Origin of the sequence: Cyclobacterium salsum (assembly GCF_010119245.1) — a bacterium.
In the GTDB taxonomy this organism is placed as follows: Bacteria; Bacteroidota; Bacteroidia; order Cytophagales; family Cyclobacteriaceae; genus Cyclobacterium; species Cyclobacterium salsum.
Genome location: NZ_WNKG01000001.1, coordinates 147,571 through 166,373, shown reverse-complemented (window position 1 = coordinate 166,373; position 18,803 = coordinate 147,571). Strand labels below are relative to the sequence as shown.

Below are 18,803 nucleotides of genomic sequence, written 5' to 3'. Positions count from 1 at the left end.
AATTACGTAGAATCCACTACTTTTATTTCCAACCTATTTCTATACCGATTATGCCTGCTCCTCCCCTCACGATGCCAAAAGCGATTATCGTTTTGCTTTGCCTGCTGGCAGGCCCTTGCCCGCTAACAGCCCAGCAACTTGTCTTTGAAGAAAAGGAAGATGGCTGGCTGCTTACGGAGGACGGAAAACCCAGGTATTTTTACCAGGCAGCTGAAAAAAGCCTGGACGGTCTTTATCCAAGGGCAAACTACGTCCACCCGTTGTACCACACCAATGGAGAGATTCTTACCGAGGATTTTCCGGAGGACCACCCGCATCACCGGGGGATTTTCTGGACCTGGCACCAGCTATGGGTAAATGATCAACGCGCCGCCGATCCCTGGGTCTGTGAAGGAATCCGCTGGGAAGTAAAAAACGTAAAAACAGCCGTCAACCCCAACGGATCCGCCACCCTAGAGGCGAAAGTTATCTGGAGAGGAACAGGCACTGTCAAAAAAAACCTGCTGGAAGAAACGGTTAGGATTGATTACCAGCGCGTATCTTCTTATTCCTACAAATTATCCTTTGCTATTCAATTGAAAGCCCTGGTTAAGGGACTTCGACTCGGGGGATCAGAAGATGCAAAGGGTTATGGTGGCTTTTCTCCCCGGATAAAACTGACCGAAAATGCAGCCTTTTACGATGAAAACGGTGCGGTAATTCCCCAGGAACTCCCGGTAACCGCTGGAGCCTGGATCAACCTAACCGAGGGAGACCCGGAAGACCCCGGACTGGTAATCATGGGAGAGCCGGACAAGCTTCCCTCCTACCAGGGATGGATTCTCCGAGACAAAAACAGCATGCAAAATATGGCTTTTCCTGGCCAGAACCCGATCACACTGGATAGAAAAACTCCGCTAGTGTTTAGAAATCAATTGTTGGTACATCGAGGGCTAAAAAAACAGGAAATCGTCGACCAGTACCGTATATTTCGAAACCAATAATAATGACCGTTCGCTATTACACAAAAAAGGCAATGGTCAGTGACCATTGCCTTAAGTTGGTTAGTTGTCAAAAAAACGGGTTAAACGATTTATTTAACGGGCTCTTCTTTCTTCTCGTCTTCCAATTCCTTACCCATGGCATCAAACTTCTTTGTCAACTCTTCACCAGCGTTGGCACTTTCAAATTTGATCTTGTAAACGACTTCTCCTTCTTCCATCACCTGATGTGCTTCACTGATGGTCAGGTCTTTTACCGTCTCATCGTTCTGGATGGTTTCCTTCACTTTTTCAGGAAGAGTTTCCGGATCGATCTTTGTTGTTTCCTGAACGAGTTCGGTTGCTTCGTTTGGAAGCGATTGGGCATGGATGCCGGTGATTGCAAATACACTCACTACAGCAAGGGATAACATTAACTTTTTCATGATTTTTAAGTTTATGGTGTTAAATAATAGTTGGTTGAAAACAATACTATTTAAATATTATTTTCAATTATCCTTATTCAACTGCCGTGCCAAGTAATTTTAAAAGGTATTGATATTACAAAAACAGCCCTTATTTAAGGTAAAACCCAGGAAATTATAAAAAGTAATTTCTCCGGATTCAATTATGGTCGGTTTCACTTCACACCCTAATTGTGGATAATCAACCCCAACATGTAAATAAACTCACCTATTCCATCTATTTTCTATGACCGGTGGTATAATTTTTTAAAAGATAGGTTTAAGACGTTGTTCTACATTCATCTGGTTTTTCGAAAGGCGCTGCGCCTAAAGAAAATGGTATACAAGGATTCATCAAAAGCAAGTTTCCCCGGAGCGAGTCATTTAGATAGGTTTCCATAATTGGATCATTTTAGCCAGGTAACTTTCTATCGGTCAAAAGCTTTTGGTAGCATTTTGCCAGTAAGGTAAATTTACGTACCAAGATAAACTGAAGGCCTCCTACCAAATTTGTAGCGAAACCCTTATATTTGCGCCTCAGTAAAACCGAGGCCTTCCCAATATATGGATATACAGCAGCAACTTACAAAAACCATTTCTAACGCATTTCAGGAACTTTTTGATCATACATTAGATCCGAAGACCTTTTCGCTGCAAGCGACCAGAAAGGAATTCAGCGGAGATTATACGTTCGTCTTATTTCCTTTTTTAAAAATTACGAAAAGTGCACCGGAAGCAAGTGGAGCGAAAATCGGTGCCTACCTGCAGGAAAAGCTGCCCGAAGTGGCTAGCTTTAATGTAGTAAAAGGCTTTTTAAATATTTCCCTTTCGGCTGCCTATTGGACAGAGGTATTTCTACAGCTTATCGAGGCGGAAGATCCTGGCTCCTTTCCGGCGAAGGGTAGGAAGGTAATGGTGGAGTTTAGCTCCCCTAACACCAACAAACCCCTTCACCTGGGCCATCTTCGAAATAATTTTCTGGGTTTTTCGGTTGCCAATATTCTGGAAGCCTATGGTTATGAGGTAATAAAAGCCAACCTGGTCAATGACCGGGGCATCCATATTTGCAAATCCATGGTCGCTTATGAAAAATTGGGGGAAAATGCCAGTCCCGAAAGCGCCGGATTGAAAGGGGATCACCTGGTAGGAAAGTATTACGTCCTTTTCGATCAGGAATACAAGAACCAGATCAAGAAATTGATAGCGGAGGGAATGACCGAAGAACTGGCGAAAAAAGAAGCTCCCTGGATGAAAGCCGCTCAGGAGATGCTAGTTAAGTGGGAAGCGGGTGATCCCCATACCGTGGATCTTTGGAAAAAACTCAACAACTGGGTCTATCAGGGTTTTGATGAGACCTACCGTAGTCTGGGTGTTACGTTTGACCAGTATTATTACGAGTCGGACACCTATCTGCTGGGTAAGGATATCGTCAATGAAGGGTTGGAAAAAGGAGTCTTTTTCAAAAAAGAAAACGGTTCCGTCTGGGCCGATCTAAGCAGTGCGGGGCTAGACGAAAAGCTGGTATTAAGGGCGGATGGTACCTCGGTATACATGACCCAGGATATGGGCACGGCAGATTTAAAGTACAAGGATCACGGGATTGAAAAATCCGTTTATGTGGTAGGAAACGAGCAAGACTATCATTTTGAGGTGCTATTTTCCATTATGCGTCTGTTGGGGCGACCTTATGGGGAGGGGCTCTACCACCTCTCTTACGGAATGGTAGACCTTCCTTCCGGTAAAATGAAATCCAGGGAAGGGACGGTGGTGGATGCAGACGACCTGATCCAGGAAATGGTGGACACTGCCAGGGATCATACCCAGGAATTGGGTAAAATAGAAGGCTTCACTCAGGAAGAAGCAGAAGCATTGTATCAGATGTTGGGATTGGGGGCATTGAAATATTTCCTGTTGAAAGTGGATCCAAAAAAACGCATGTTGTTCAACCCTCAGGAATCCATAGAATTCCAGGGCAATACCGGGCCGTTTATACAATATACCCATGCCCGGATCGCAGCGATATTACGGAAAGCAAGTCAAATCGAGCTGGATTTTTCGGCCAAAAGCTGTGCCCCCTATACCGACCTGCAGGACACCGAGCGAGTATTAATATTTCATTTGACCGATTATCGGAATAAGGTCGGCATGGCCGCTGAAGAACTTTCTCCGGCGGTAATTGCTCAGTATTTGTTTGATTTAGCAAAAGATTATAACCGCTTTTATGCGGAACTTCCTATCTTTAGTGAAACCAAAGCTGAAGTGCAGGCCTTTCGAGTTGCCTTATCTGCGCAGGTGGCCAAAACAATTAGGTCCGGCATGAAGTTATTGGGAATAGATGTACCCGAAAAAATGTAACTATGAACACGCTAATTTACCTAGTCATCAGCGGATTGTTTGTCATTCAAATGCCGCTATCAAATCACGCTAATTTTGTTTCTGATAAAACCAACCCCACTGAGGGTGAAAACGATTCGCCCATGAATAGAGCCGATGATTTTTACGAGTTTACCCTAAATGATATCGATGGAAACCCGGTCGATTTTTCCAATTTTAGAGGAAAAAAACTTTTAATCGTAAACGTAGCGTCGAAGTGTGGCTACACACCCCAATATGCCGAATTACAGGAATTGTACGAGGCCTACAAAGGGCAACTAACGATTTTGGCTTTCCCTGCCAATAATTTTGGCGGCCAGGAACCGGGGACAAATGATGATATCAAAACCTTTTGTACCGAAAACTATGGGGTAACCTTTCCCATGTTTGAAAAAATATCGGTGAAAGGAGTCGATAAACACCCCCTTTACCGATGGTTGTCCGACAAGAACTTAAATGGTTGGAATAATACCGAGCCTTCCTGGAACTTTTGTAAATATTTTATAAATGAAAACGGTGAGTTGGTCAAGTTTTTTCCTTCCTCGGTAAAACCCATGGACGAGGAAATCATCAAACTAATCAAGTCGTAATTTTAATTTATCTAGAAATAAAAGAATACAAAAATGCCTTCCACCTTAGTGGAAGGCTTGTTTTATTTATTGTTTAACGCTATTTACGTTTTTTTGCATTGGCAACCATTTCCACCAATAAAGCCTGGGTACAAGCCTTTCGGCTAAGAACCTTACCACTGGCGCTTTCCAGCATCATCATGGGGTCCATCATTGCGTTCAAAAACGCTGAGTTTCGTTGGATTGTGTTTATTTTAGCGGCCCTTACCACTACCCTATTACAGATTTTATCGAATTTGGCCAATGATTATGGCGATAGCATCCACGGCGCCGATAGTGAAGACAGAAAAGGCCCCTCCCGTGCGGTTCAATCCGGAGCCATCAGTGCTGCTTCCATGAAGAAGGCTATGATTCTTTTTTCAATTCTTTCCCTGTTAAGTGGCTTGTGGCTTTTGGCCGTCGCTTTGGACGATACCGCACTGTTCCTAGGCTTTCTGGGATTGGGCCTATTGGCCATACTGGCAGCCATCACCTATACTTCTGGCAACAAACCTTACGGGTATGCCGGATTGGGGGACCTTGCCGTATTTATATTCTTTGGCTGGATTGGCGTTATGGGCACCTATTTCCTGCATACCCTTGCCTTTGATGCTTCGCTGTGGCTTCCTGCTTCCGCCGTAGGACTTTTAAGCACCGCGGTCTTAAATATCAACAATATCCGGGACATAGCCTCTGATAAGATGGCCGGAAAAAAATCCATCCCCGTTAGAATTGGTAAAAAGGCGGCCGTCGTTTATCATTGGAGCCTACTGTTCGTTGCGCTGATAATGCTTTTCGTTTTTGTATTGCAAAAGCAAGCCTATGGAGCGCTATTATATTGGTTGGCTGCACCCATGGTACTTCAAACAGCCTGGGCGGTAAAGGCATTTAATGCGCCCGATAAACTGGACCCTTACCTGAAAGTCCTGGCTTTAGGGACCTTTTTATGCGTCCTGCTCTTTGGGCTAGGATGGATGATTTTCTAAACAAATGGTCAAATCCTTATTTAATTTCTCTAGTTTTTTGTAGTTTAACTGCACGTAAACTATTAATTCGGCAAATAACTATGAAAAGCATCTTAGTACCCTTTGATTTTTCTGAAGAAGCAGAAAATGCCTTCCAATTGGCACAGGAAATTGCAGCCAAAGCGTCCTGTAAACTAAAATTGGTTCATGTGATCGAGATTCCTACTGCCCAACATTTCAATACGATGGGGGAAGTAAATATGGAAGAAAATTTTATCGACAAAATCTACATGGTGGATTTAGTAGAAAAGCGAAAAAAGCAATTTAAAGCACTCGAAGAAGCACATGCCGTGAAGCCCTACGACTTCAGCACTACCATATCGTATGGAAACCCTTACGCAGGAATATCCAGTGAAATCACCGAAATCAAGGCAGATTTGGTGATTATGGGGTCCAAAGGTTCCAGTGGATTAGAAGAATTGTTGATTGGGTCTAACACCGAAAAGGTAGTTCGGCTTTCCAAATGTCCGGTCATCACCGTAAAAGCCCCGGTAAAAGCCAATCAACTGAAGACCATCGTTTTTGCCAGCGATTTTGGGGAGGATAGCAAGAAAGTAATGAAAAATCTGAAGGACCTGCAGGAACTGCTGGAGGCTGAAATCAGGCTTGTAAAAGTAAACACCCCCAATTCCTTTGAAAAGTCGAAGCGCTCCATGGATAAAATCAAGGGTTTTATCGACACCAATGATCTTAAAAACGTACAAATAGACATTTACAATGCAGATACCGAAGAAGAAGGCATTATTGAGTTTGCCGAAGAGGTAGATGCCGATATCATCGCCATGGCCACCCACGGAAGAACGGGCTTTATGCACCTGCTTAGCGGAAGCATTGCCGAAGATGTGGTAAATAGCGCCAAAAGGCCGGTCTGGACCATGAAATTTAAAAATTAATCCGTTTCTATGGGTAGAAAGAAAGACAACGATTGGAAAAAAAGAGACGGAGTGGTGTATTCTACTTCGGATTCATTTGATTATGAGGAAGACCATGGGGCCTCAGCGGAAACCCTGTCCCCCCAACAGCAAAACCTGCGCATCCAGCTGGATAAAAAATCCAGAGGAGGCAAACAGGTGACCCTGGTAACGGGCTTTGTGGGGCAAGAGGAGGATTTAAAAGCGCTGGGAAAGACGTTAAAGACCAAGTTTGGCGTAGGTGGCAACACCAAAGAGGGCGAGATCCTGATTCAGGGGGATCACCGGGACAAAATCCTGGAGTACCTGAAGCAAGAAGGCTATAAGGCAAAAAAATCCGGTGGTTGATCCTCCGGATTTTTTTGCTTCGGCCCTGCCCTGCTTAGTCGATTATCTCCACCAACATCCAAAAGCCCTCCGTTTTCACAAATCGTCCGTTTTAGAGGGTTAACATGCCTGTTCCCTACTGAAGTACCATTTTTTTCATGCCTCCGGTCCTTTTTCCCCGATCCGCCTACCGCTCACCCTACCCTGCCTATAAATCAGCTTTTTCTCAGGCAATCTCAGGCTCCCACCTCGCTGGAGCCTCAAAATGGCAGCCTAAAAACCAACAACATCTCTCCTGTTGCTAATTGCTAAAATCTATCGGATTTACATTTAATTGATTGTCAATCAAATCTATTTCCTCATAGAAATTATCCATTAAATTTAATTTGGATTTAATCTAAATAGAGTAATATTTGTACCTGTATTTAAAATTGATCTAAATAAATGATGAAATCGCTGATGCTACCCCTACTGGTGATTGCCCTGCTTCTTTCGAACCATGTGCAGGCATTTCAATCCAACGACACCTCCATGATTACCGCAGGAGGTACCATTACAGAAATCGTATACGAACTTGGTTTCGGATCGGCGATCATCGCCACAGATATCACCTCCACCTACCCCGCTGCCATGCAGCAACTGCCTTCCATCGGCTACCGAAATCAAATCAAAGCCGAGGGTATTTTGGCACTGGGACCGGACCTGCTTTTGATAGAGACCGGATACCTCAATCCGGACGTGGTCGCCCAGCTTAAATCAGCCGGACTGGAAATACACGAGTTTGACAAACCCACCGACGTTTCCGGCACCTACCGCATCATTCGGGAATTGGCAAATTTTCTGAAGGTTCCTGAAAAAGGAAAGGCGCTTACCAAGCAGCTGGATCAGGACATAGCAGCCTTGGAAGCCTACACAGCTGGCCTTTCAAAAAAGCCAAAAATGGCTTTTGTCATGGCCCGTGGCCGGGAAAACGTCTTTGTAGCCGGAGAAGATACCTTTGCCGAGTCCCTGCTGCAAATGGCAGCCATCGAATCGGTTGGTAAGGGCTTCAGCGATTTCATCCCGCTTACCCCGGAAGCAATGGTGTCCATGAATCCGGAATACCTGCTGTTCTTTGAGTCCAGTCTGCGCTCGCTTGGTGGAAAGGAAGCCGTAAAAAATATCCGTGGCGTCGAACAAACTATTGCCTACAACCAAAATGGAATTATTGCCTTTGACGGGCTCTACCTGTCCGGATTTGGTCCGCGGGTAGCCAAAGCAGCATTGGAACTGGCCAAAAGTGTAAACCGCAACTAAGCATGCTTCAAAACCTGAGTTATTCAAAGACGGCTCAACAGTCCCTGGTACTGGCTGCTTTGGGAATCGGACTTGTATTGCTTGGGCTGCTTTCCATCACCATTGGTGCATTTCCCATCCCCTTTGGCCATGCCGTTTCCATTTTATTGAGCCAGCTGGGCATTGATTCGGGAACCTTCACCGAACAAGAGGCCAACGTGCTGTGGCAAATCCGCTTACCGAGAATCTTGCTGGCCATTCTGGTAGGTGGTGGATTGGGGGTGTCCGGAGCGGCCTTGCAAGGGCTTTTTAGAAACCCCCTGGTTGAGCCGGGACTCATCGGCGTAAGCAGCGGGGGTGCCTTGTTTGCGGTCATTTATATCGTTTTCGGCTCCTCTTTCCCCTGGCTTGGACGGATATTTGGAAGCTTCAGCCTGCCCCTGGTTGCTTTTATTGGCGGCTTGATAAACGTGATGCTGGTATACAAAATGGCCAATCAGGGAGGAAAAACGGATATTTCCCTGCTCATATTGGCGGGCGTTGCCTTGACCGCACTATCGGGCGCACTGATTGGTTTGGCCATTTTCTATGCAGACGAGGCCGCCTTGCGAAATTTCACCTTCTGGAGCCTGGGAGATGTGGGGGGAGCGAATTGGGACAAGGTAAAAATAGCCTTTATCCTGATCTTTTTTCCCTCCCTACTGATTATCAAGCAGTTTCGAAACCTAAACGCCCTGGCTATCGGAGAAAACGAGGCCTTTCACATGGGAGTGGACGTACAGCGCGTAAAATACATCGTGTTATTTATGAGTGCGCTGGTGGTGGGCGTAGGCGTGTCGATGACGGGTACCATTGGATTTGTGGGGCTTATCGTACCCCATCTGTTGCGGCTGTCTTTTGGCGCCGACCACCGCCTGGTGCTTCCCGGAGCCTTTCTTCTGGGCGCTTTCCTGCTCAATGGCGCCGATTTGCTCGCCCGAACGGTGGTCATGCCCGCAGAATTGCCCATCGGGATCATTACCGCAATCCTCGGCTCTCCGTTCTTTATCTGGCTCATCCTACATGTAAAAAAACTCAACAGTTGATATGTTAGACGCACAACACATTCAGTATTATATAGGAAACCGGCCCATTGTGAATCGGGCAAGCATTCAAGTGCTTCCCGGAGAACTGACAGCCATTCTCGGCCCGAATGGTGCCGGAAAATCGACCCTTTTCCGGCTGCTATCCGGAGAATTACCCTGCAAACAGGGTCGGATTACCTATAATGGGCAGCCGATAAAAGGAATGAAAACCAGAAAGCTGGCCTCCTTGCGTGCGGTTATGCCCCAGCACAGTACGCTTACCTTTCCCTTTCAGGCAAAGGAAGTCGTATCGCTTGGCCTGATGTACAGCCGGCCCAAATACCCAAAAACAATCGTAAAAGAGGTCATGTCGGCTACCCAAACCTGGCACCTGAAAGATCAGCTGTATGGCAATTTATCGGGAGGCGAGAAGCAACGGGTACAGCTGGCACGGGTATTGGCGCAAATATGGGAAATCAAGGCCACTCCCCGGTACTTGCTTCTGGATGAACCAACTTCCAGTATGGATATTGCCCAGCAGCACCACATCATGCAAATTATCGGGCAACTCAAACAGCGGAATATTGGCATTTTAGCCATACTTCATGACTTGAACCTCGCCGCAAATTATGCCGATAAGGCCCTGCTACTCAAACAAGGCCGGGTACTACACCAGGGTGCGATACGGGCCGCAATGACTCCGGAAAACCTGCAAGGGGTGTTTGATTATCCCTTGTCGGTACAATCGAACGGTCCCGGCGCACCGATTTATATCAGCAGCCTTCCTTCATCTGCTACTTCATCAACCAATTATACGTATAAACTCGCTTAATTATGGAAACTACTCTGAAATATCCCTCCGGTACCGCGTTAAAAAAGGCCTGGGAGGAACTAAAGTCAAATCAGCCAAAAATGAGAATACGAGACGCTGCACGCATGCTTCAGGTGTCCGAACTTGAGCTATTGCTGACTACGGATAACCCGGCCCCCATCCGATTGAAAGCCGATTGGGCGAATATCCTCCTTTCCTGCAGGGAGTTGGGAAAAGTGATGGCCTTGACCAGAAACGAGGGTTGTGTCCTGGAGCACAAAGGAAATATTCAAAAAATCACCATCCACGGCACCGCTCCCCACCAAATCGCCACGGTAATCGGGCCCATCGAGCAGCGGGTGTTTTTTGGCAAGTGGAAATACGGCTTCGCCGTGGCCACCCATACGCCCAGGGGCATCATGCGCAGCCTTCAGTTTTTTGACCAGTCCGGCGAGGCCGTGATGAAAATTTACCTACAGGAAAAAAGCAACCAGGATGCCTACGATAATTTGATCCGCGCCTACCGCAGCGAGGATATGCTACAGGGGATTCAGGTACAACCTTTCGAGAAAGAGACTCACGCTAATTCCGTGGATCAGGAAGCTTTTGTCCAGGACTGGGAGAACATGAAAGATACCCATGATTTCTTCGGTATGCTCCGCAAATACAATATCCACCGACTAGACGCCATCAAATGGATCGGCAAAAAATGGGCCTATCCTGTAGATCGCCTATCGGTTAGGAAAATTTTGGACCTGGCTTCCGCAGAAAAATTGCCCATCATGATCTTTGTGGGAAACAAAGGAAACATTCAAATCCATCAGGGAAAAGTACGCACCATCCGGCAAATGGGAAACTGGCTGAACGTAATGGATCCGGACTTCAACATGCACCTGGACGAGTCCTGCATCGACTCGGCCTGGGTGGTGCATAAAAATACCGACGATGGGTTGGTGTCTTCCCTGGAGCTATTTGATGCAGACGGAGAGATGATTGCCCAGTTTTTTGGGCTCCGGAAGCCAGGCCTTCCGCAGAAAGAACAATGGAAACATTTGATCGACCAACTTTAATCCTTTCCCGTTGGTCCACCGGCCATCGGGAAAAATTTTGTCTTTATGTGTAGAATCAATCTTAATAAAAATAGATTTACCTGCTGGCTTCTGGGCTGCCTTCTCTTTCCGTTCCTTACCCTTGCTTCCGATCCGATTTGTATCCGGGATCAGGCAGGCAACCCAATCCGGCATGCCTATGTAAAAATCGGGTCGGATAAGGTTGTTCCCGTGGACAGTACGGGTTCTTTTGAACTGCCGGACAACCTGGAAGTCGACCAGTTGATCGAGGTCTTTGCGATGGGATTTGATGCAAGGCAAATTAGTGTCAAGGAAATAAGTGAATTGAGTAGTTTGCGTTTGACAGAAAAGATTGGGCAAATGGGTGAAGTCGTCGTCGCTGCCACACGTACCGACCGCAGCGTGGAAGATCTACCCATGCCGGTAACGGTCATTTCCCGCGAACAAATTCAAGAAACCGGTGGCATGCGCCTTTCAGAGGTGTTGCGGGAGCAAACGGGACTGCAGGTAGTCAGCGACCACGGTGCCGGGATACAGATGCAGGGGCTATCTTCCGATTACATCCTGATACTCCTGGATGGGGAACCCCTGATCGGTCGAACCGCCGGAACCTTTGATTTGGATAGAATATCGGTTGCAAACATCGAGCGGATAGAAGTACTCCGTGGCCCGTCCAGCGCCATCTATGGAAGCGAAGCCATGGCCGGCGTGATCAATATCATCACCAAAAGCGGCCGGGAGCGTTTTGAGGCATCGCTGGAATCCAGGTACCGCTCTTTTTCCACCATGGACCTGAGCGGGGAGGTGAGCATTAATCAAAACGACTGGTCGGTTCAGGCCTACCTTAACCGCTACCGTACCGATGGATTTGACCTGAACCCCGATGTTCCGGGAAATACCCAGGCACCATTTCAGGCCACGACCGGGCAGGTTAAATTGGGAAAGAAATCCGGTAATTGGGAGTTCAGACTCTATTCCCGCATGTATCGGGAAGATTCGGATAATGTCCTGCAAATCATTGAAAACGGAAAGGAGCGACTGGCGGACATGAGCTCCGAACGTCGGGATTTAAACTTCAATCCCACGGTAACCTACCGGCCCAACGAGCACTGGCAATTGACGCTTCGGAGCATGACTTCCTTTTTCGAAACGCATTCGCTGACGGAGATGCAGGAAGACGGTATCGTCGTAGATGCACAGGATTTCCAACAGCGGTACCACCGTACAGAGCTTCAATTGGACCGGCAACTGGGAAAAAATCAATTGCTAACGCTGGGGATGGGACACCTTCTGGAGACCGTTGACGCAACGCGCTACGAAGACCTAAACCGCTTTGATGCCGGCTATTTGTTTCTCCAGCATCAATGGAATCCAACGGACAGATGGAACATCGTTACCGGTGTTCGGGGTGACTTGCACAGTCAATATGGAGAAAGAATCAGTCCGAAAATCTCCGGGATGTACAAATTCAGCGAGAAATTTAGCTGGCAAGCATCGCTGGGGGCGGGATTTAAAGCCCCTGATTTCCGGCAGCTATTGCTGAATTTCAACAATGCCTCCGCGGGATATTACGTTTTTGGGGCCAACCTGGTGCAGGAAGGCATCGAACGGCTTCAATCGCAAGGACTGGTACAGCAGCTGCTGCTGGATCCTTCTCAATTTGGCGCGCTGCAAGCAGAAAGTTCCCTGGCCATCAACACCGGTTTTCGCTGGAAATTTTCGAACGACTTGCTCCTACAGGGAAATTTCTTCCAAAATAATATTTCCAACCTGATTGAGACGGCTCCTTTCGCCAGACTGACCTCCGGTCAAAATGCCTTCTCCTACTTCAACGTTTCCCGTGTTCGTACGCAGGGAATAGAACTGGATGGGACCTGGCGTCTGACGTCAAATCTACAGGTATCCGCTGGATACATGTATCTGTATGCCAACGATTTGGATGTGTTGGAGCAAATCGATTCCGGAGCGTTATTTCGCAAGGACTCGGAGAACCGGACCCAACGGGTGGGCCGAAGCGATTACGGAGGCTTATTTAACCGAAGTCGCCACAGCGGTAACCTGAAAATCAGCTACCAAGAGCCCCTTTCCGGCATCAACCTGGCGCTTCGCGCCATACACCGGGGGAAATTCGGGTTTGGCGACGTAAACGGGAATCTAATTCTCGACGATCCTTCCGAATATGCGCGGGCAATGACCAGCTGGAACCTTAGCCTCAGCAAGACCTTTAGCAATGGCATACTGCTAGAAACGGGAGGATTTAATCTATTGAATCGACTCAATCAATACGAGCCCAGCAATCCGGGGAGAACCCTGTTTGTGGGTGCAAAAGTACCTTTTCATCAATTAGTAAATACTAAATAAACACCTATTACAATGAACAAATGGAACATGTTGCCGGCAGGCATTCTATTGCTTGCCTTGAGTACAAGTTGTGAAGAAAACACCGTGGAGGAGCCGGAAATTGAGTTACAAGCGGTAACGGTCGAAAATCTTCACGCTCCGGGAGACCTGATGGACCGAAGTACCGGAGAAATCACCGAAGTGCGCCCTTTTCGGTACTTTAGCCTGGAAGACAATCAAATGGTGGAAAGCAGGGAAGGAGACTGGGACATTGGATTCAAAGGAACGACCCTTATCGTGAACAGCGGTAGCAGTGGACCCGGTACGGCACAGGCATCGGTAGTTACGGGTACCTTTGACGAAATATCTACGGTGCCATCTGCTGCGGATTTCAAGAGCGATGGGGAGAACGGATTAGCCATCCCTACCGGTTCCGGCAATGGTTGGTACAATTACAACCCCAGCAGCCATATTATCAGTCCGATTCCCGGTCGGGTATTGCTGATTCAGACCAATGAAGGAAACTATGCCAAAATGGAGATCCTATCTTACTACCAGGACAATCCGCCACTGGCAGAAGTGGATCCCAGAACCACACCCAGCCCCTATTTTACGTTTCGGTATCTGATTCAACCTAATGGAACGATAACCTTCTGATAGTTATTAAAAAACCGAATCTGACAATAGCTTCAGATTCGGTTTTTATTAAAATCAGCTTATGATTTAGCCTCGCCGTAAACGTAACCTTCCGCTTTACTAATATGTTGGGCTACTACGGTAAGCAATACACCATAGATAACTTTGGAACATACGTCGGCGATGGTATAGGTAATTTGTCTGGCCACTACCCCGGTTTCATTAAAAAAACCTCCTTCGAGGCCCGCTAAATGGGGCATTAAATAGGCTCCAGGATAAAGCATCCATGAAACGAGAAATAAGATCCAAATGGTGTTCAGCGTTTTTTGCGCAGCTTCCGGAATCCCTTCTTTGCCTTCATCAATTACTTTCTTCATTAGCCATAAGATGTGGATGAAGAAGATGGTGGAAATGGCACCCCAAATAGCAAAAGTCAGAAAATCGGTTACCTCATAATACTGTCCAATATATCCAGTAATGATCATTCCTGTGCCTGAAAACCAAAATTGATTTCGAATACTGGAAAATTTACTTTTAGTTAGTGACACTACGAAGAGTATTTGAAAAAGCAACATCGGAACATCAATCAACCAATTCAAATACCGGTAGCCATTATTAAACAAATCCTGACCTTCTCCCAAAAAATACCTTCCTGCCTCCTGATTGAAAACAAAAGAAGCGGTCCAGTTTCCTGCTTGTGCGTATAATAAAAGAAACGCAGAAACCATTACTACCACCGACAGCACTGAGGATATCCGAAACCTGGGCGCTACGTAGTTAATTGTCAGGACAAAATATAGTAATGCTGCCAGCATCACCGCATAGCCTAACGTGAGGATATGGGCTACCATTTGGTAGGCCATTTCAGAATACCCGTTTTCCAGTCCAACATAATTTTCAAAAGTGGCATTCCCTAAAATTTCCATACATTTTTGATTTATATTAAGATTGAATATAATAAATTATAAATCGAATAGAGTAGACAGGTATTGGCCTATCCTTTTAAAAGCGGATAAATGTGAATAAACAGATTATTATTGTATATAAAGTCGGTAAACCAGCTACCCGATTCAAATAGGTAACAAGTGGTCGCTTTAATACATCGCTTTTTTGCCACCGAGATTTTTCTGAATGCCCGTTAAAAGGCGAATAGCAGTTTCAGAAAGCGGTTCACTTTGCCGGAGCTCTGCTGCCGGGCCTGGGGCTTCCCAACGTCGGGGAGGAAAAGCAAACGCTGAATTTATTTTCCCAAGAATAATCCTGTAGAAAGGAATTTTTATAGCTTTGCCTCCAACTTTATCAAAAGAGTAACCGAACAGGGACTCCTGACACATGAACTTAAAATTACTCTATAAGATTGCCTTATGGATTAGCGTTCTTGGAATAATCGCCATTATTTCTGATTTCGGGTACGCTCAAAATGACCTTTCCCAACAATTTCTGGATGGGTTTTACTTTGTTGTGCTGGGAATTGGTGTAATCTCCACAGTGCTCAGGTACCTGGAAAACGACAAGCTCATCAAACGAAAAGTTTTTATTTTTGATGTTTTGTCCATTTGCTTTACGCTATGGGTTTTCTACCTGTTCCTTTTCGTAGGCGTACCGTTTGAAACCGATTTGTTGCTTGAAAACCCTGTATGGGTTAGAGTTGCCGTACTTTTTACCTTCATCAGAGAATTTTCAGAAATACGGTTTAACTACAAACGTACGGTATTAAATCCGGCGCAACTTTTCGTCACCAGTTTTTTGCTCATCATACTATTCGGAACCTTCTTACTGATGCTTCCCAAAGCAACTTATGAGGGAATTAGCTTTGTGAATGCCCTATTTACGTCCACCAGTGCCGTCTGCGTGACAGGTCTCATTGTAGTCGATACGGGTAGCTACTTCACTGAGTTTGGTCAAATCATCATTATGTTTCTCATCCAAATAGGCGGATTGGGTATCTTGACCTTTGCCAGTTACTTTAGTTATTTTTTCAAAGGCGGTTCCACCTATGAAAATCAACTCGCTCTTACCGATATCACAAGTTCCAAAAAGATCGGTGATGTCTTTTCCACCCTCAAATACATCATCCTGATCACCTTTGGCATCGAACTGGTTTCGGGACTACTCATTTATAGCAGTCTGGAACCCTTGCACTATCCGTCGCAATATGACCGGGTCTTTTTCGCTGTTTTCCATGCGATTTCTGCCTTTTGCAATGCGGGTTTCTCTACCTTATCCAACAGTTTGTATGAAAGTGATTTTAAATTCAACTACTTTCTACAGTTAACCGTCATCCTGACCTTCGTAATGGGGGGCTTGGGTTTTCCAATCGTGGCCAATAGTGTTAATTATTTGAAATACCGGATAAGAAAACTGTTTTCACGTGGCCGAAACAAAATTGGCTATCGGCCCTGGGTATTGAATTTAAATAGTCGGATTACCTTAATTACAACCTTTTCCATCAGCGCCATTGCATTTGTAGCGTTTTACCTGTTGGAATTTAATAATACCTTATCGGAGCATGAGGGCATTGGAAAAGTGGTAACAGCACTTTTTGGAGCCACCACGCCCCGTACGGCCGGTTTCAATTCAATCGATACCGCTTCCATGCTTTTCCCGACGACCATGATGGTTTTTTTACTAATGTGGATTGGGGCATCACCAGCCTCTACAGGCGGAGGTATTAAGACCAGTACCTTTGCCATTGCGACACTGAATATCCTCAGCTTGGCAAAGGGAAAGGAAAGAATTGAGATTTTTGGAAGGGAGATTGCACGTATTTCAGTTCAACGGTCATTTGCCATAATTTCCCTATCGCTCATTGTTATCGGCTCGGGAATCATGCTGGTTTCCATGTTTGAAAGTGATAAAAGCCTGATTGACATTGGCTTTGAGTGCTTTTCTGCCTACAGCACCGTTGGCTTGAGCCGGGGCATTACAGCAGACCTGGCCAGTGAAAGTAAGTTAATATTTATTGTCATCATGTTCGTGGGCAGGGTAAGCATGTTGACCATAGTTATCGCGCTTTTCAACAAAGTAAAACGAAAAAACTACCGGTATCCAACTGAGGAAATAACGATTAACTAAAAGATTGATCCATGAAATCGAGCATGATGGAGGCGACACACAGAGGGATGATTATAAAGCATGCGAGATTCCATATGGCCACTTAAAGACAATTATAAACATATGAAATTTATCATCGTAGGACTAGGCAATTTTGGTGCTTCTCTATCCCAAAAACTCACTCTTCAAGGTAATGAGGTGATCGGCATAGACAACAGAATGGAGAAAGTCGATTTGTATAAGGAAAAAATATCGCACACCATCTGCATGGATGCCACAGAGGATGTTACCGTTTCCGGCTTGCCTCTTGACGACACAGATGTGGTCATCGTGGCTATCGGAGAAGACCAGGGTTCGAATATCATGACCACCGCCCTGTTTAAAAACATGCAAGTGAAGCGTTTGATCAGTAGGGCCATCAATCCCCTTCATGAAAAAGTACTGGTAGCGCTGGGCGTTGACGAAATCGTTCACCCGGAAGAAGAAACCGCCGAGCGCTGGGCCAAGAAGCTTTGCCTTAACAATGTGGTTGATTCCTTCGAGCTTAGTGATGATTTCAGCATCATTGAAGCCAACGTACCGAAAGAGTGCGTGGGCAATACCATTCGGGAAGTTGGTTTCAGACTTAAGTACAACTTGCTGGTGCTCACCATCATGAAAAAAACGGAAGTAAAAAGTGTCCTGGGTAAAAGCCGAACGGAATTCAGGATTCAAGGCATCGCTACCCCCGATCAAAACCTTGAAGCATCGGATATTCTGGTACTCTATGGTGCCAATAAGGATTTACAGGATTTTTTGAAACAAAGATAAATGGGCTAACGTCTACAGTGCAAACGAACTCCTACTCGATTTTTAGAGGCTACATCTGATTTCCATTTTTTGATAATCATAACTATAGATTCAGTAGAGTTATTTTTTTAAACGATATGGTTTGGAAGGAGTTTATTCCTTAAATAAATCAAATGCCAGGTAGAGCCACCCTTTTCTGGAACAACGCTTCCAAGGCCTTGTTGTCTGAAAAAACGAAAGAAAGAAGCGAAAAAGTAATCATCACCATAGCAGTGGTAGGCTTCATCATTCATCTTTTGCTTATTATCCTGTCTAAACTTGGGATATTTGAAGCGGATTACGCCCCTGGCCTTTTGGACAATCCAATCGCTTCCATTTATACGCCTTTTTCGTTTATTCTCGTCTACGAGGTTTACTTACTGGTCTACTTTCTACCAAAATCCATTACCTTCTATATTGGAAAGCAGTACGAAATAATTCTGCTAATCCTAATACGCAGGCTGTTCAAGGATCTGGCCCAGTTGGATTTACAAAAGAGTTGGTTCAGTAGCCAGGACGATTTGCAATTCACCTATGATATCGGGGCCACCCTGATTATTTTTACCCTGATATTTATTTTTTACTACTTAAATAGCAAACGGACTGCGGTGCAACAGGGGAAATTACCTCAGCAAGAGCAAACCCAGCGGTTTATAAAAACGAAAAAGAAGCTTGCCATTGTCTTGATTGTGGTTTTGTTCTTTCTTGCCGTATACAGTTTTGGTAACTATTTTAACCAACTGTTTTTTGATGTATCCCACAAGGTGGATTCCATTAAGGATATCAATAATATTTTCTTTGACGAATTTTTCACCATTCTGATTTTAAGCGATGTCTTGTTGCTTTTGATTTCTTATACGCATACCTCCAGCTTTCGCTCCGTCATAAGGAATTCGGGCTTTGTTATTTCGACTATCCTTATCAAGCTTTCCTTTGGGACGGAAGGTTTATTAAATAATGTGCTAGTCGTCTCCGCGATTTCCTTCGGTGTCTTGATCCTGCTCATACACAACTTTTATGAAACTATCGAACCCCTGGATAAAACGGAAGATTAGGAG

At 45.5% G+C, this 18,803-nt stretch carries 18 protein-coding genes; 15 read left to right on the top strand and 3 right to left on the bottom strand.

Translation table 11 applies throughout. The features are described 5' to 3' along the window. Positions 1–50: 50 nt before the first annotated feature. Entirely contained in the window at positions 51–983 is a 933-nt protein-coding gene (locus tag GJS45_RS00640) for a DUF6807 family protein (RefSeq protein ID WP_162339520.1), read from the top strand. Positions 984–1,072: 89 nt separating this feature from the next. Here the strand turns inward: GJS45_RS00640 and GJS45_RS00635 are convergent, their stop codons facing one another. Beyond that, a complete protein-coding gene (locus tag GJS45_RS00635) occupies positions 1,073–1,405 on the bottom strand; it encodes a hypothetical protein (RefSeq protein WP_162339519.1) in 333 nt (110 codons plus the stop codon). 582 nt (positions 1,406–1,987) lie between these two features. Here GJS45_RS00635 and argS point away from each other — a divergent pair. The 11 genes from argS to GJS45_RS00580 all read left to right on the top strand — a co-directional run bounded on the left by argS (position 1,988) and on the right by GJS45_RS00580 (position 13,884). Next, positions 1,988–3,778 carry an arginine--tRNA ligase gene (gene argS, locus GJS45_RS00630; RefSeq protein ID WP_162339518.1) on the top strand — a complete coding sequence of 597 codons (1,791 nt, stop codon included), beginning with the start codon at positions 1,988–1,990 and terminating at the stop codon, positions 3,776–3,778. A 2-nt stretch (positions 3,779–3,780) separates the two neighbouring features. Continuing rightward, positions 3,781–4,386 carry a glutathione peroxidase gene (locus tag GJS45_RS00625; RefSeq protein ID WP_235954519.1) on the top strand — a complete coding sequence of 202 codons (606 nt, stop codon included), beginning with the start codon at positions 3,781–3,783 and terminating at the stop codon, positions 4,384–4,386. A gap of 98 nt (positions 4,387–4,484) precedes the next feature. Further along, the gene (locus tag GJS45_RS00620) at positions 4,485–5,390 is read left to right on the top strand and encodes a 1,4-dihydroxy-2-naphthoate polyprenyltransferase (RefSeq protein WP_162339517.1); all 906 of its coding nucleotides are present in this window, start codon (positions 4,485–4,487) and stop codon (positions 5,388–5,390) included. Positions 5,391–5,470: 80 nt separating this feature from the next. Next, complete coding sequence (locus tag GJS45_RS00615; protein WP_162339516.1) at positions 5,471–6,322, top strand: universal stress protein; 852 nt, start codon at positions 5,471–5,473, stop codon at positions 6,320–6,322. A gap of 9 nt (positions 6,323–6,331) precedes the next feature. Further along, a complete protein-coding gene (locus GJS45_RS00610) occupies positions 6,332–6,688 on the top strand; it encodes a translation initiation factor (RefSeq protein ID WP_162339515.1) in 357 nt (118 codons plus the stop codon). Between the two features lie 423 nt (positions 6,689–7,111). Next, the gene (locus tag GJS45_RS00605; RefSeq protein WP_162339514.1) at positions 7,112–7,963 is read left to right on the top strand and encodes a heme/hemin ABC transporter substrate-binding protein; all 852 of its coding nucleotides are present in this window, start codon (positions 7,112–7,114) and stop codon (positions 7,961–7,963) included. 2 nt (positions 7,964–7,965) lie between these two features. Further along, on the top strand, positions 7,966–9,027 hold the full coding sequence (locus GJS45_RS00600; RefSeq protein WP_162339513.1) for a FecCD family ABC transporter permease: 1,062 nt from the start codon (positions 7,966–7,968) through the stop codon (positions 9,025–9,027). Position 9,028: 1 nt separating this feature from the next. Continuing rightward, complete coding sequence (locus tag GJS45_RS00595) at positions 9,029–9,838, top strand: heme ABC transporter ATP-binding protein (RefSeq protein WP_162339512.1); 810 nt, start codon at positions 9,029–9,031, stop codon at positions 9,836–9,838. A gap of 2 nt (positions 9,839–9,840) precedes the next feature. Then, entirely contained in the window at positions 9,841–10,887 is a 1,047-nt protein-coding gene (locus GJS45_RS00590; protein WP_162339511.1) for a hemin-degrading factor, read from the top strand. 45 nt (positions 10,888–10,932) lie between these two features. Continuing rightward, entirely contained in the window at positions 10,933–13,248 is a 2,316-nt protein-coding gene (locus tag GJS45_RS00585) for a TonB-dependent receptor plug domain-containing protein (RefSeq protein WP_162339510.1), read from the top strand. Positions 13,249–13,260: 12 nt separating this feature from the next. Continuing rightward, positions 13,261–13,884, top strand: coding sequence for an HmuY family protein (locus GJS45_RS00580; protein ID WP_162339509.1), 624 nt, complete (start codon positions 13,261–13,263; stop codon positions 13,882–13,884). Positions 13,885–13,943: 59 nt separating this feature from the next. Here GJS45_RS00580 and GJS45_RS00575 read toward each other — a convergent pair whose 3' ends face one another. Continuing rightward, on the bottom strand, positions 13,944–14,789 hold the full coding sequence (locus tag GJS45_RS00575; RefSeq protein WP_162339508.1) for a bacteriorhodopsin: 846 nt from the start codon (positions 14,787–14,789) through the stop codon (positions 13,944–13,946). 168 nt (positions 14,790–14,957) lie between these two features. Then, positions 14,958–15,197: a hypothetical protein gene (locus GJS45_RS00570; RefSeq protein ID WP_162339507.1), complete on the bottom strand. Its 240-nt coding sequence runs from the start codon at positions 15,195–15,197 to the stop codon at positions 14,958–14,960. Here GJS45_RS00570 and GJS45_RS00565 point away from each other — a divergent pair. The 3 genes from GJS45_RS00565 (at position 15,196) to GJS45_RS00555 (ending at position 18,800) form a co-directional block, all read left to right on the top strand. Beyond that, the gene (locus GJS45_RS00565; RefSeq protein WP_162339506.1) at positions 15,196–16,938 is read left to right on the top strand and encodes a TrkH family potassium uptake protein; all 1,743 of its coding nucleotides are present in this window, start codon (positions 15,196–15,198) and stop codon (positions 16,936–16,938) included. The genes GJS45_RS00570 and GJS45_RS00565 overlap by 2 nt on opposite strands. A gap of 102 nt (positions 16,939–17,040) precedes the next feature. Then, positions 17,041–17,727 carry a potassium channel family protein gene (locus GJS45_RS00560; protein ID WP_162339505.1) on the top strand — a complete coding sequence of 229 codons (687 nt, stop codon included), beginning with the start codon at positions 17,041–17,043 and terminating at the stop codon, positions 17,725–17,727. A 152-nt stretch (positions 17,728–17,879) separates the two neighbouring features. Beyond that, positions 17,880–18,800 (top strand): hypothetical protein, encoded by a 921-nt coding sequence (locus GJS45_RS00555; protein ID WP_162339504.1) that lies wholly within the window; start codon positions 17,880–17,882, stop codon positions 18,798–18,800. The last annotated feature ends 3 nt before the right edge of the window (positions 18,801–18,803 follow it).